The sequence below is a fragment of the Ectopseudomonas guguanensis genome, assembly GCF_900104265.1.
GTDB lineage: Bacteria > Pseudomonadota > Gammaproteobacteria > Pseudomonadales > Pseudomonadaceae > Aquipseudomonas > Aquipseudomonas guguanensis.
On sequence record NZ_FNJJ01000004.1, the window covers coordinates 383899 to 397016 of the forward strand.

Below are 13118 nucleotides of genomic sequence, written 5' to 3' on the forward strand. Positions count from 1 at the left end.
CACGAACCTTTGCACAAAGCCTCGCTGGTTATACTCCGAGGCACATGCGCCAACGCTGGATACCGATATGACTGAAGTCGCCCTCGCCGCCAACGCCAATCCGCAACCGCCCGCCGTGATCGTGCAACTGCTGAAGAAACTCGCCGTGCCCTATCAGGTACGTGCCGAGCGCCCGGGCCAGCCGAGCGAGGCGCGCCTGCAGGCCGTGCTGGTGGACGACGCCGTCGGTGCCCTGCTGGTGCTCTACCCGCGCAGCCAGCTGCTGGATCTGTCGCGCCTGGCGGAACTGACCGGGCGCCAGCTCACCGCGGTCAAGCCGGAGCGCCTGGAGCGCATGCTCGGCAAGCACAACCTGACCGCCCTGCCCGGCCTGCCGCCGCTGACCAGTTCGCCCTGCCTGTACGAGGAACGCCTGCTGCAGGTGCCCAGCCTGCTGATCGACTCCGGTCAGCCCGGCGTGCTGCTGGAAATTCCCACCGAGGCCTACAAGAGCCTGCTGAGCAAGGCCAGCGCAGCGCGTTTCGGTGAACCGGTCAGCGCGATCAGGCCGAACCTGGATCGCCCGCACGACGACCGCGCGGAGATCACCCAGGCCGTGCAGGCCTTCACCGCACGCCGAATTCAACAGCGCCTGGAAGAAACCATCGAGATTCCGCCGCTGCCGGAAACCGCACAGAAGATCATCAAGCTGCGGGTCGATCCCGATGCCACGGTGGACGACATCACCGGCGTGGTCGAAACCGACCCGGCGCTGGCGGCCCAGGTGGTCAGCTGGGCCGCCTCGCCCTACTACGCCGCACCCGGCAAGATCCGCTCGGTGGAGGACGCCATCGTCCGCGTGCTGGGCTTCGACCTGGTGATCAACCTGGCGCTCGGCCTGGCGCTGGGCAAGACCCTCAGCCTGCCCAAGGACCAGCCGCAGCACGCCACGCCCTACTGGCAGCAGGCGATCTACACCGCTGCGGTGATCGAAGGCCTGACCCGCGCCATGCCGCGTGCGCAGCGCCCGGAAGCGGGCCTGACCTATCTGGCCGGCCTGCTGCACAACTTCGGTTACCTGGTCTTGGCGCATGTGTTCCCGCCGCACTTCTCGCTGATCTGCCGTCACCTGGAGGTCAACCCGCACCTGTCGCACAGCCATATCGAGCAGCACCTGCTGGGCATCACCCGCGAGCAGATCGGCGCCTGGCTGATGCGCCACTGGGACATGCCGGAAGAACTGTCCAGCGCCCTGCGCTTCCAGCACGACCCGAGCTATGCCGGTGACAGCGCGGCCTTCGCCAACCTGGTGTGCCTGGCGGTCAGCCTGCTGCGCAACCGTGGCATCGGCGCCGGCCCGCAGAGCGAGATCCCGGACGAATTGTTCGAGGCCCTGGGCCTGAGTCGGGAAAAGGCCGAAGACGCCGTGAGCAAGGTGCTCAGCGCCGAAGTCGCCCTGCGTGAGCTGGCGGCGCAGTTCCACCCGCACTGACTGTCATTACGGCCTGCGCGCCGTCTTGCGCAGCTGCTCGCGACGTTCGGCGAACAGCTGCGGCACCTCCTCCAGGCTGATGGCGAGCAGCTGGCTGACGCTGGCGTGCTCGTACAGCGCTGCGTATTCGGCCAGCTGATCGCTGGGCATCTGCCGGTAGGCATAGAACATGAAGGTTTCCACCGCCTGCTCGCTGGACTGGCGAATGGCCTCGGCCTGTTTCTGCGTCTGCGCCTGCAGCTCGACCTCGTCGAGGTTTTCGCCGCGCGCCCTGAGCGCCAGCAGCGCCTGGGTCTTGCCGACTTCGTAACGCAGCAGGCTGGCCAGTTCGGTGGTGCGTGCGGCCGCATCGAGCCGCTTGACCAGCGCCAGACGGGCGCCGCGCGGGGGTTGCTGTTGCAGGCGCTGGCGATATTCGGCCAGGCCGTCAGGCTCTTCACCGACGGCCCGCTCGGCGGCGGTGAAGCGCCGCGCCAGCGGGCTGTCGAGGCGTTCGCGGGCCTGCTCGCTCTGCTGCGCATCGAAACGGGCAGCGACGCGTTTGGCCAGCTCCAGACAGAACGTCTCGCCGGCGAACAGCTGCGCAAGACGTTTCTGTTCGGCTTCGTTCTGGCCGCGCTGCAGCAGCGGCGTGCTCTGCTCGCAGAGCAAGTGGATGCCCGCCAGTTCGAACAGCGGCAACAGGGCCTTGGCCGAGGCCGGCTCGGCTCGCGCGGTGGCGGCCGCCAGCAACAGCAGGGGCAGGAGGAAAAGACGCATGCTCAGGCCTTCCACAGGTACATGCCTGGCAGCCTACCCAAAGCGCAGCGTCGCAGCCAGCCGCGACGCACATCGAGGCCTGTCAGGCGTAACGCTGTTCACTTAAGTTGCACACGCTTTGCTCCCCTCTCCCATTCATGGGAGAGGGGCTGGGGGAGAGGGCCGAAAACACCGCGAAACCGCCTGTTTCCCCTCTCCGAACGCGGCCCTCACCCTCTCCCCAAAGGGGCGAGGAGACGTATTGCGTTCGACCGTTTCTTAAGTGAACAGCATTGCCTGTCAGGCAGCCTTTTTCGGCGCCTCGGTCTTCTTCTTCGGCATCAGGTACTTGGTCAGGCCCTGGAACCACATGACCAGCGCCGGGTTGCCCTGGATCTGGATGTCCTTGTTCTGGATACCCTGCATGAAGGCCAGCTGCTTGTTCTTTGCGGTCATGGTTTCGAAGCCGTAGGCGGCGTCCTTGAAACCGATGGCGAAGGCAGGCTCCCTGGCGGTGCCGCGCTTGCTGGTCACGCGCTGGCCAGCCACGATGAAGTGGCGTGCCACCTTGCCGTCCAGGGTGTGTAGCTGAAAGACCATGTCGCGCCCTTCGAGCTGCTGACGGAAGGCCGGATTGTCACGGCTGGCCTTGGCCATCAGGCGACCCAGCATCCACAGGAGAAAACGGAATTTCATGCTCAGGCCCTCGTGATCGAAGATGATGGCCGCGCATTGTAGTGGTTTTATCGCAAGACTACAGCCTGTCCAAGGCATGGCTGCCGTTTCGGGATGCAGGATGAGCAGAGGGGAGAAACCCGGAGCCGAGCGGCTCCGGGCGACGGACTCAGTTGACTGCGTCCTTGAGGGACTTGCCCGGTTTGAAAGCGACGGTGTTGCTGGCCTTGATCTTCACCGGTTGACCGGTTTGCGGGTTCTTGCCAGTGCGAGCACCACGGTGGCGCTGGACGAAGGTACCGAAGCCCACCAAGGTCACACTGTCCTTGCGGTTCAGTGCACCGGTGATTTCTTCCAGTACGGCGTTGAGTACACGATTGGCCTGATCCTTGGTCAGATCAGCCTTTTCGGCGATGGCGGCGGCGAGTTCCGGTTTACGCATAAATGCCTCTTTGACGGTTTTTTGTTGTTGTGTCCGTGCTGTTCTTCCAGAACAGCGCCCAAGGCGCCGCAACAGCTCTGCGCTGCGGCAGACCCTCTGGAGAATGGCATGCCGCATCGCACTGCGCCAGTGTTGTCCGACACTTTAGCCGGGCAATTTAGCGGCGTATGCGACAGAACGGCAGGCGATCATGCCAGCAGTGCGGGCAGTTCCCGGTTCAGCGCCAGTTTCTCCTGCACCGCCGCACCGGTCAGCGCATAGCCCAGCAGCGCGCCGGAAGCCTCGCGGCAGAGCGCCTTGATATCGCTGCCGCTGCCTTCGACCGTCCATTCGCCGTGGCTGCCACGCGGCGGCGGCGAAACCACCAGCGGGCACACCGGCGTCTTCACCGTCACCGGCATCGGCCCGTAGCTGACCGCCGTCGGCTCACCGGCCAGGGTCTTGGCCAGCGCCCGGGCGCAGGCCATCAGCGGCATGACGTAGAGCAGGTTGAGCCCCTCGACCTCGGCGCAGTCGCCCAGGGCGTAGATGTTGGCGTGCGAGGTGCGCAACTGGCGGTCGACCATCACCCCGCGGTTGATGTCGAGACCGGCCGCCGCCGCGAGGGCGGTGCGCGGGCGCAGGCCGACAGCGGACACCACCGCGTCGCAGGCGATCAGGCTGCCGTCGGACAGCGTGGCCTGCAGCGCATCGCCCTGATGATCGAGGCTGGCCAGCACCGGCCCGAGGTGAAAACGCACGCCCAGTCCCTCCAGGCCGGCCTGCACCGCAGAGGCGGCGGCCGGGTGCAGCAGCCCGGGCATCACCTGTTCGCAGGGCGCCAGCAGCTCGACCTGATAGCCGCCGGCGCTGAGGTCGTTGGCGAACTCGCAGCCGATCAGGCCGGCGCCGAGGATCAGCACGCGGCGCTTGCCGGCGACCGCAGCGCGAAAACGCGCGTAGTCTTCCAGGTCGTTGATGGGGTAGATGGCATCCTGGGCATCGCCCTCCACCGGTACGCGGATCGGCTCGGCGCCCCAGGCCAGCACCAGGTCGCGGTAAGCCACGGCTTCTTCGCCGATCCACACACGCTTGTGCCCGGGGTCGATGCCGGTGATGCGGGTATGGGTGCGAATCTCCGCATCGAGCTGCTCGGCCATGGCGCCCGCCTCGGCCATGGCCAGGCCGTCGGCGTCCTTGTTCTTGCCGAAGCCGGTGGACAGCATCGGCTTGGAGTAGGAGCGCCCGTCATCGGCGGTGATCAGCAGCAGCGGCGTCTGCGTATCGAGCTTGCGCCACTCCTTGGCCAGGTTGTAGCCGGCCAGACCGGTACCGACGATGACGACAGGTGCACTCATGCTGTGATTCCTCTGCGAAAACGACGCGACGGCCGCGCGGCCGTCGTCATTAGTTGGCTTTGCCGGGGCGGGTCAGGCGATCTCGATCATGTCGAAATCCGCCTTGCCCGCGCCGCAGTCCGGGCATACCCAGTCGGCGGGAACGTCCTCCCAGGCCGTACCGGGCGCGATGCCCTCTTCGGGCAACCCCTCGGCTTCGTCGTAGATGAAGCCGCAGACCACGCATTGCCATTTGCGCATCGCCTTCTCCAGGGAAAGTTACCCAGGCCGACCCTACTCCAGATCGGGTTCGCCAGCCAAGAGCGCGACGGCGCCTCCAGCCGGAGGTTGGGTCGCGACCAGGCCGTAATCGGAGCACCAGGTGACGTCCTCGGGCATGTGCAGCCGCCAGGCTTGCCGCAGTATCCAGAGCCCCCGGAGCGAAACCGGGCACGTCCAATAAGAAGCCACGAGGCCACGCACCGATGTCCTTGATTCTCTCCACAGCAATTCTCGCCCTGCTCGCGCTGACCCTCTGGGTGCTGCTGCGCTGGGGCAAACTGCGCTGCAGCGGCAGCGAGCCGGTGGGTTTGTTCACCTTCCTGGCCATCCTGTTCACCTCCGGCCTGGACATGGGCCTGATCATCTTCCCGCTCACCGAATTCCCCACCTACGCCAGCGAGGAGCCCTACCAGTTCTCCAACCCGCTGGCGGTGGCCTTCGGCTTCTGGGGCTTCTTGATCTGGGTGTTCTACTTCATCACCACCTTCTACTTCTGCGTGATCGAACCCAGGGTGAGGTTGTTCGAACTGCGCCCGGTGAAGCTGGTGAACAATCTGGTGATCGTCTCCACCTGCGCCTTCACCGCCTACCTGTTCCTGGTCAACATCGCCTGGTACGCCCCCGAGGTGAGCGAGGCCTGGCACTACCTCACGGTGGTGGCGATTCTTCTCGCGGCGATCTACTCGAGTACCGACATCCGTTACCTGAAGATTCTCAGCGTCGCCTCCACCTGGCTGTTCTTCGCGCTGATTCTGGGCATGGCGCTGGTCGGCGGGTTCACCCCCGACCATCTGGCCCGGGCCGCGACGGACATCGGCAGCGGCTACTTCGCCGAGCTGCCACGCTTCATCCTGCCGCTGAGCGACTACCACGCCTTCTATCTGTTCTGGTGGTTCGCCTGGAGCATCATGATCGGCCAGTTCGTCTCGCGCTTCGTCGGCGGCCTGCGAACCTATCAGCTGCTGCTGGCGCTGCTGATCATCCCGTCGATTCCGCTGGCGATCTGGTTCGCCGTGCTGCACCACTATTTCGCCGCGGACATCACCGTCGCGCCGCAGTGGAAGCTGGCCATGCTGGCGGTCGGGGTGATCTTCGTGATCAATTCGGTGGACTCGCTGGTGCGCCTGTACAGCGACAACCTGGGGCTGAGCGTGCAACGCCTGGGCCGTGGGTGCTTCATCGCCTGCCACTTCATCCTGCTCGGCGCGCTGGTGCTGGCGTTCAGGTTCACCCCGTTCCAGATCCAGTGGGTGGGTCTGGCGGTCATCGGCCTGTACGCCGTGACCCTGGGGCTGCTGCTGCGCCGTTGCCGACCGGCGCTACGGGGTATCGACGCGGTGCGCGCCAGCCACGCGAAGTCCTCCTCCGCCTGAGGCCGGCGCGCACGCCAAGTGTGCCCGATGCCGCCGGGGCATCGGGCCGCAGGCGCCTTAGAACGCCAGGCCGACGCGCAGGCCGACCTGCTCCTGCTTGAGCTTGCTGCGCTCAGCCAGCTCGCTGTTGCTGTCGAGCTCGTAGCGGGTCTGGGTGTAGTACAGGCTGGTGCTGATCGGCAGATTGTTGATGCCCTTGTTCCACAGCATGGTCAGCTCGCCATAGGGGTTGACCTTGTTCTTCAGGTCCACCGAGTCGCTTTCACCATCGATCTTCAGGCGTGCCTCGGGGTCGATGGAATAGCGCGCGCCGACTTCCAGGCGCAGGGTGTAGTCCGGGGTCAGATAGTTGTAGCCGAGCCCGGCCTTGGCGAAGGGCGATTTGCTGGTGAGCTTGACGGTGCTGTCGAGCGGGCCGACGTCGTCCTGCTCGATACGCCCCCAGTCGTAGCCGCCACCGACGATCACGTCGATGTAGTTGTTGGTGCTCAGCGCGGCACGCAGACCGAGGTCGAGGTCGGCGCGCGAGGACTTGTACTCCACGTCGTCCTTGTCACGGTACTGGCCTTCGATGCCGGCCTGGTAGATGAAGCCTTCCTGCCCAGTCAGCTTGTTGCCGAAGTTGAAGAACAGGCCGCCCTGGTTGAGGCGTTCCTTGTCGCTTTCATCATCCACGGTGAGCTTGTACTGGTTGTGCGAAGCGATGACACCGAGGGTGGAGATCGGGTCGGTGACCGAGTCTGCATAGGCCTGCGAGGCGCCCGCCAGGCACAGGGCGAGTGTTGCTTTGGGGGTTATGCTGGACAGCTGCATGACGATTTCCTTGGCAATGAATGGATAACGCCGCCCACCGAGGTGGGACGCAAGTACCTAGACTGCCGAGGCCGTGGGTGATTCGCTAAACCTGATGGGCGGTTGCGAAACTGAACAAGCACTGAACGGACATGGATGAGCGGGACGATTGACCGAACGGTCCGACCAGGGCGGTGGTCTTCGTCGACAGCGGCGCGCCGGGTTGGCGCCCGACCGATTCAGTCGAGCTTGACCACCTTGGCCAGAACCACCTTCGGTCCCTTCATTTTCTTGACGATTATGCGCAAGCCATCGGTTTCCAGCACTTCCTCTTCCTCGGGCATGCGCTTGAGCGTCTCGTAGATCAGCCCGGCGAGGGTTTCCGCCTCGATATGATCGAGGTCGACGCCAAGCAGGCGCTCCACCTTGGCCAGCGGTGTGTCGCCACGCACCAGCAGCTTGCCCGGCTGGTAGGCAAGGATGCCGCGCTCGGCCTTGCGGTGTTCGTCCTGGATATCGCCGACCAGCGCCTCCAGCACGTCTTCCATGGTCAGGTAGCCGATCACCTTGCCGTCGGCCTCCTCGACCAGGGCGAAGTGCGCGCCACCCTGACGGAACTGCTCGAGCAGCTGCGACAGCGGCATGTGCCGGTTGACCCGCTCCAGCGGATGCATCAGATCGGCCAGCCTGAGCGCGGACGGCAGCATCTCCAGCAGCGACAGGTGCAGCAGCAGGTCCTTGATGTGCAGCACGCCGACGAACTCGCCCTTGCTCTCGTCGAAGATCGGGTAGCGGCTGTACTTGTGCCGGCGGAAGGTGGTGAACACCTGGTCGAGGCTGGCGTTGAGCTCGAGGAAGATCAGGTCCTCGCGCGAGTTGGCCCAGTCCACCACTTCCAGCTCGCCCAGCTCCACCGCCGAGGCCAGCACGCGCAGGTCCTGGTCGTTGTCGCTGGAGGCACGGCTGGAATGCAGGATCAGCTTGAGTTCTTCACGGCTGTAGTGGTGCTCGTGGTGCGGCCCCGGCTCGCCTTGCCCGGCGATACGCAGGATGGCGTTGGCGCTGGCGTTGAGCACGAAGATCGCCGGGTACATCAGCCAGTAGAAGGCGTATAGCGGCGCGGCCGTCCACAGCGAGAGCAGCTCGGGCTTGCGGATGGCCCAGGACTTGGGCGCCAGCTCGCCGATGACGATGTGCAGGTAGGAAATGATCGAGAACGCGGTAAAGAACGCGATGCCGTGAATCAGTTTCGGTGACTCGATGCCGATGGCTGCCAGCAGCGGGGTGAGCAGCTCGGCGAAGGCCGGCTCGCCGACCCAGCCCAGGCCCAGCGAGGCCAGGGTGATGCCCAGCTGACAGGCCGACAGGTAGGCGTCCATCTGGTTGTGCACGGTGCGCAGGATATGCCCGCGCCAGCCATGCGCCTCGGCCAGGGCATCGACCTTGGTGGCGCGCAGACGCACGATAGCGAACTCGGCGGCGACGAAGAAGCCGTTGAGCAGGACCAGGAACAGGGCGAACAGAACGAGGCCGAAGTCGGCGAAGTAGACGGAAGCGGGGAGACTCGTGGAAGGGTCCATGAAGGTTCGAATTGGCCAATGACCGCTAGAGGGTGGGGGCTCGCGACAACGAATGCAAGCCCTCAGCGTGCGCGCTGCACCACCTGCGACGCGACGAAGTGGCAGGTGAAGGTGCTGCCCTTGCCCGGCACGCTGCTGATCTCCAGATTGCCGCGGTGGCGCAGCAGCACATGCTTGACGATGGCCAGGCCGAGGCCGGTGCCACCGGTGTTGCTGGCACGGCTGGAATCGACCCGGTAGAAACGCTCGGTCAGACGCGGCAGGTGCTTGGCCTCGATGCCCATACCGGTATCGCTGACCGCCAGGTGCGCGCCGCGCTCGTCGCCCCACCAGCGAATGCGGATCTCGCCACCGGCCGGGGTGTATTTCACCGCATTGAACACCAGGTTGGAGAAGGCGCTGCGCAGCTCCGCCTCGCTGCCCTTGAGCTTGAGATGCGGGTCGGCCTCCAGGCTGATGCGGTGGTTCTGCTCGCCGGACAGCGCCTGGGCGTCGTTCTTGATCGACAGCAGCATCAGGTCGACCGCCACCGGCTGGTTGTCCGAGGGATAGTCGGTGGCTTCCAGCTTGGCTAACAGCAGCAGGTCGTTGAGCAGGGTCTGCATACGCGCGCCTTGCTGCTGCATCTGCTGCAGCGCGCGCAGCCAGCGTGGATTGACCGCCTCGACGTTGTCCAGCAGGGTTTCCAGGTAGCCGGCGATCACCGTCAGCGGCGTGCGCAGCTCATGGGACACGTTGGCAACGAAGTCCTTGCGCATCTGCTCGAGCTGATACAGACGGGTGACGTCACGCACTAGCAGCAGGTGCTCGCGATTGCCGTAGCGGGTGATATGGAACTGCAGGCGGCGGCGGTCGTTGACCGGCGAAGGAATCTCCAGCGCGTCGGCGTAGTTGCCGCGCTCGAAGTACTCCTTGAAGCGCGGATCGCGCACCAGGTTGGCCATGGGCTGACCGCTGTCCTGCGGCGTCTTGAGGCCCAGCAGGGTCTCGGCGGCGCGGTTCCACCACTCTAGGTTGCCCTGGCTGTCGAGCATCACCACCGCATCCTTGAGCGCCGCGGTGGACTCCTGCACGCGGTCGATCACCGCCTGCAGGCGGCCACGCGCCTTCTGGTTGCGGCGCTGCAGGTGGTAGATGCTGTCGAACACCTCGCCCCACAGGCCGTAACCATCGGGCGGCGGCTCGTCGGGTTTGTGCTCGCGCAGCCACTTGTGCAGGCGCAACAGCTGGCTGAGGGTCCAGCCCAGATGAATCGCCAGGCCCACGGCCAGCACCCAGGCGTATTCGCCGGTGATCGCGCCCAGCAGCAGGCAGGCGCCAACCAGCAACAACAGGCGGCGCACCACGGCGCCACGCCAGTCTTGATTCACGATGGAGCGCATCCTTGTGAGAAGAGCGAACCCGCAGAAGCTGATTTACGATCTCGCGAGCTAGAGCCATGCAAGGCGAAAGCAGGTGAGGAACGGTCGGAGTCGCGGGCGACTGTACTTTTGTACATGAGCATTACTCACTACGTTCGCCCCTACGGGGCCGCACTAAAGCGTTGGCCGCTAGCGGCCTGCCGAACCTGTTTTCAACGCAGCAGGGCCGACGCGCAGCAGATCGTAAACAGCTTTTCAGCCTTTGGTGGAGAAACGATACCCAGTCCCGCGCACGGTTTGTACCAGGTTTTCGTAGGCATCGCCGAGGGCCTTGCGCAGGCGGCGGATATGCACGTCGACGGTGCGTTCCTCGACGTAGACGTTGCCGCCCCAGACCTGATCGAGCAACTGACCACGAGTGTAGGCGCGTTCCTGATGGGTCATGAAGAACTGCAGCAGACGGTATTCGGTCGGGCCCATCTCGGCCGGCTTGCCGTCGATGGTGACGCGGTGGCTGATGGGGTCGAGCAGCAGGCCGCCGACTTCGATCGGGGCCTCGCTGTCGCTCGGCCCGGCACGGCGCAGCACGGCCTTGAGGCGGGCCACCAGTTCACGCGGCGAGAAGGGCTTGGTGATGTAGTCGTCGGCGCCGACCTCCAGGCCCTGGATCTTGTTGTCCTCTTCGCCCTTGGCGGTGAGCATGATGATGGGGATGTCGCTGGTCAGCTCGTCGCGCTTGAGGCGCCGGGCCAGCTCGATGCCGCTGGTGCCGGGCAGCATCCAGTCGAGCAGGATCAGATCGGGTTTACGGTCGACGATCACGGCGTGAGCCTGCTGGGTGTTCTCCGCCTCAAGGCACTCGTAACCGGCCATTTCCAGGGCCACCGCGATCATCTCGCGGATCGGTGCTTCGTCATCGACGATCAGGATGTTCTTGCCAACCATGGTCCTGCCTCGGTTCGTTCAACTGTCTGCGCCGCATTAGATAACGGAATTATTGCAGCGATATGACAGGTCGGCGGCAGTGCCCAGAGTGTTGTCACGATTTCGCGAGCTAGAGCACTACAAGGCAAAAACAGGCGAGGAAGCGGAGTTTACTCAAGTAAATGAGCATTCTGAGCCTGTTTTTAACGCAGTAGGGCCGACGCGCAGCAGATCGTGATCACGCTCTCAGCGCAATGCGTAGTTCAGCACTATGCCAACGAAGATCGCCAGCCCCGCCCAATGGTTGTGCAGGAAGGCGTTGAAGCAGGCCATCGGCTTGCGGTTGCGGGTCTTGTGGTATTCCCAGGCGAAGCAGGCAACGGCCACCAGCAGACCGGCGTGGAACCAGACGCCCAGTTCGAAGCGCGCGCCGGCCAGCAGCAGGCAGAGCAGCGCCAGACCCTGCAGGCTGGCGATGATCAGACGGTCGGCATCGCCGAAGAGGATGGCAGTGGACTTCACCCCGATCTTCAGGTCGTCCTCGCGGTCGGCCATGGCGTAGTAGGTGTCGTAGGCCACGGTCCACAGCAGGTTGGCGATATACAGCAACCAGGCCTCCGGCGGCAGGCTGCCGGTCTCGGCGGTAAAGGCCATCGGCATGCCCCAGGAAAAGGCCGCGCCGAGCACCACCTGCGGGTAGAAGGTGTAGCGCTTCATGAAGGGGTAGCAGGCGGCCAGGGCCAGGCCGCCGAACGACAGCCAGATGGTGGTGGCGTTGGTGAACAGCACCAGCACGAAGCTCAGGGTCACCAGCACGGAGAACAGCAGCAGTGCCTCGCGCGGCTGGATCTTGCCGCTGGCCAGCGGGCGCGCCCGGGTACGGCTGACGTGGCCGTCGAAGTTGCGGTCGGCGTAGTCGTTGATCACGCAACCGGCGGCGCGCATCAGAATCACGCCGAAGACGAAAATGAACAGGTTCTTCGCACTCGGCACGCCACCTGCCGCCACCCACAGCGCCCACAGGGTCGGCCACAGCAGCAGGTAGATGCCGATAGGCTTGTCCAGGCGCATCAGCTGGATGAAGTCCCAGGCGCGCGGGTGCAGGCGGGTGGTCGATTGCAGCAGGCGGGTGTACATCGAGGCGTCTCCGTGCAGGTTGCGCGGATTATAAGGGCAAGCGCGTGTGGGAGGCGCTGTAGCGGCGATGCTCACTGCCACAGGCGGCCAGATCGCACTCGGCTTTGGCTTACTGCGTCGCTCTACCTCCTGCATCCATGCAGTCGTCGCGAGGCAGTAAGCCATGGGCCGACGGACAACGGGATGGCCTGAGTAGGCAATGTAGTGGAAGCTCTAGGGCTCGATACCTGCCGCTTGCCAGAACGCAGGCAGAAACACCTCAGCCACCAGCACGCCAAGCGCCCCGCGGCTGAAGCACGAACGTCGTGCCCACAGACGCTCCTCTCGCACCTCATCCGGCAGCCAGGCCGCCGGATAACGGCAGGCCTGCAACTCGCCGCGGTCGAAGGCGCGATCGCTGAACAGCAGCTCACCCAGCGAGCGGCTGCCCAGCTCGGCCAGATTCAGCCCGGAGCCTTCCAGCACGCTGCGCGCGGCAACACTGCGGGCGAACACCCAGGGCTGGCCGTGACCACGCAGGTACACCTCGCGTACCCAGCCCTGGCTGCCATCAGCCACGCCGAGCAGGGCACACTCATCTGTACGCAGACGCTGCCAGCCCTGCTGCAGCGGCGTTACCGAGAAACCGTCGTTGGACAGCGCGGTCAGGCGGCGGGTCAGCGAATCCTCGTTGAACAGCCAGTCGCGCACGCCGGCGGCCGGCTGCGGATGCAACTGGGCATTGGTCAGCCAGCGCGGCGGATGGGCAAGGGCGGCGTGAGGCACGAAGAGAAATCACCACAGATCGGAAGCGCGCGAGTCTAGCACGACGCGGCAGGCGCTTTGCGGCCGGGACATGAGCTGCAGGGCGTTGGGTGGACGGGGCGGCGATCCGCCTCAACCTACCGACGATGGTCCGCGTGGGCTGAAGCCCACCCTACAAGCCGTCCGTGCCTGAGCCCGGTAGGGTGGGCTTCAGCCCACCAGTGATGTTCAGCCCACCAACGGCGTTCAGCATGGACCAATGCGGATCGCCGCCCCTAAAAAG

General features: G+C 65.0%; 13 protein-coding genes. 2 read left to right on the top strand and 11 right to left on the bottom strand.

Going from position 1 to position 13118, the window contains the following annotated elements; all coding sequences use genetic code 11:
• The first annotated feature begins 67 nt into the window (after positions 1-67).
• Positions 68-1471, top strand: coding sequence for an aminoacyl-tRNA deacylase and HDOD domain-containing protein (locus BLS61_RS08570; RefSeq protein WP_090429827.1), 1404 nt, complete (start codon positions 68-70; stop codon positions 1469-1471).
• A 6-nt stretch (positions 1472-1477) separates the two neighbouring features.
• Here BLS61_RS08570 and BLS61_RS08575 read toward each other — a convergent pair whose 3' ends face one another.
• From BLS61_RS08575 to BLS61_RS08595, 5 genes are all read right to left on the bottom strand, one after another.
• A complete protein-coding gene (locus BLS61_RS08575; RefSeq protein ID WP_208598784.1) occupies positions 1478-2230 on the bottom strand; it encodes a hypothetical protein in 753 nt (250 codons plus the stop codon).
• Positions 2231-2509: 279 nt separating this feature from the next.
• Positions 2510-2905, bottom strand: a complete 396-nt coding sequence (locus BLS61_RS08580) for a helicase (protein ID WP_090429831.1) — start codon at positions 2903-2905, stop codon at positions 2510-2512.
• A 148-nt stretch (positions 2906-3053) separates the two neighbouring features.
• The gene (locus tag BLS61_RS08585; RefSeq protein ID WP_003242571.1) at positions 3054-3326 is read right to left on the bottom strand and encodes an HU family DNA-binding protein; all 273 of its coding nucleotides are present in this window, start codon (positions 3324-3326) and stop codon (positions 3054-3056) included.
• Positions 3327-3514: 188 nt separating this feature from the next.
• A complete protein-coding gene (locus tag BLS61_RS08590; protein WP_090429833.1) occupies positions 3515-4663 on the bottom strand; it encodes an FAD-dependent oxidoreductase in 1149 nt (382 codons plus the stop codon).
• Between the two features lie 72 nt (positions 4664-4735).
• The gene (locus BLS61_RS08595) at positions 4736-4903 is read right to left on the bottom strand and encodes a rubredoxin (RefSeq protein ID WP_090429835.1); all 168 of its coding nucleotides are present in this window, start codon (positions 4901-4903) and stop codon (positions 4736-4738) included.
• A 224-nt stretch (positions 4904-5127) separates the two neighbouring features.
• On the opposite strand from BLS61_RS08595, the gene BLS61_RS08600 reads away from it, so the two are divergent.
• The gene (locus tag BLS61_RS08600) at positions 5128-6297 is read left to right on the top strand and encodes a BCCT family transporter (protein ID WP_090429839.1); all 1170 of its coding nucleotides are present in this window, start codon (positions 5128-5130) and stop codon (positions 6295-6297) included.
• 57 nt (positions 6298-6354) lie between these two features.
• On the opposite strand, the gene BLS61_RS08605 is transcribed toward BLS61_RS08600, so the two are convergent.
• The 6 genes from BLS61_RS08605 to BLS61_RS08630 form a co-directional block, all read right to left on the bottom strand.
• Complete coding sequence (locus tag BLS61_RS08605) at positions 6355-7110, bottom strand: outer membrane beta-barrel protein (protein WP_090429841.1); 756 nt, start codon at positions 7108-7110, stop codon at positions 6355-6357.
• 218 nt (positions 7111-7328) lie between these two features.
• Positions 7329-8669 (bottom strand): hemolysin family protein, encoded by a 1341-nt coding sequence (locus tag BLS61_RS08610; protein ID WP_090429843.1) that lies wholly within the window; start codon positions 8667-8669, stop codon positions 7329-7331.
• A gap of 62 nt (positions 8670-8731) precedes the next feature.
• Positions 8732-10051, bottom strand: coding sequence for a phosphate regulon sensor histidine kinase PhoR (gene phoR, locus BLS61_RS08615; protein ID WP_090429845.1), 1320 nt, complete (start codon positions 10049-10051; stop codon positions 8732-8734).
• A 234-nt stretch (positions 10052-10285) separates the two neighbouring features.
• Positions 10286-10975, bottom strand: coding sequence for a phosphate regulon transcriptional regulator PhoB (gene phoB / locus BLS61_RS08620; protein WP_003242584.1), 690 nt, complete (start codon positions 10973-10975; stop codon positions 10286-10288).
• Positions 10976-11200: 225 nt separating this feature from the next.
• The gene (ubiA, locus tag BLS61_RS08625; protein WP_090429847.1) at positions 11201-12091 is read right to left on the bottom strand and encodes a 4-hydroxybenzoate octaprenyltransferase; all 891 of its coding nucleotides are present in this window, start codon (positions 12089-12091) and stop codon (positions 11201-11203) included.
• A 213-nt stretch (positions 12092-12304) separates the two neighbouring features.
• Positions 12305-12856, bottom strand: a complete 552-nt coding sequence (locus tag BLS61_RS08630; protein WP_090429849.1) for a chorismate--pyruvate lyase family protein — start codon at positions 12854-12856, stop codon at positions 12305-12307.
• Positions 12857-13118 lie beyond the last annotated feature (262 nt).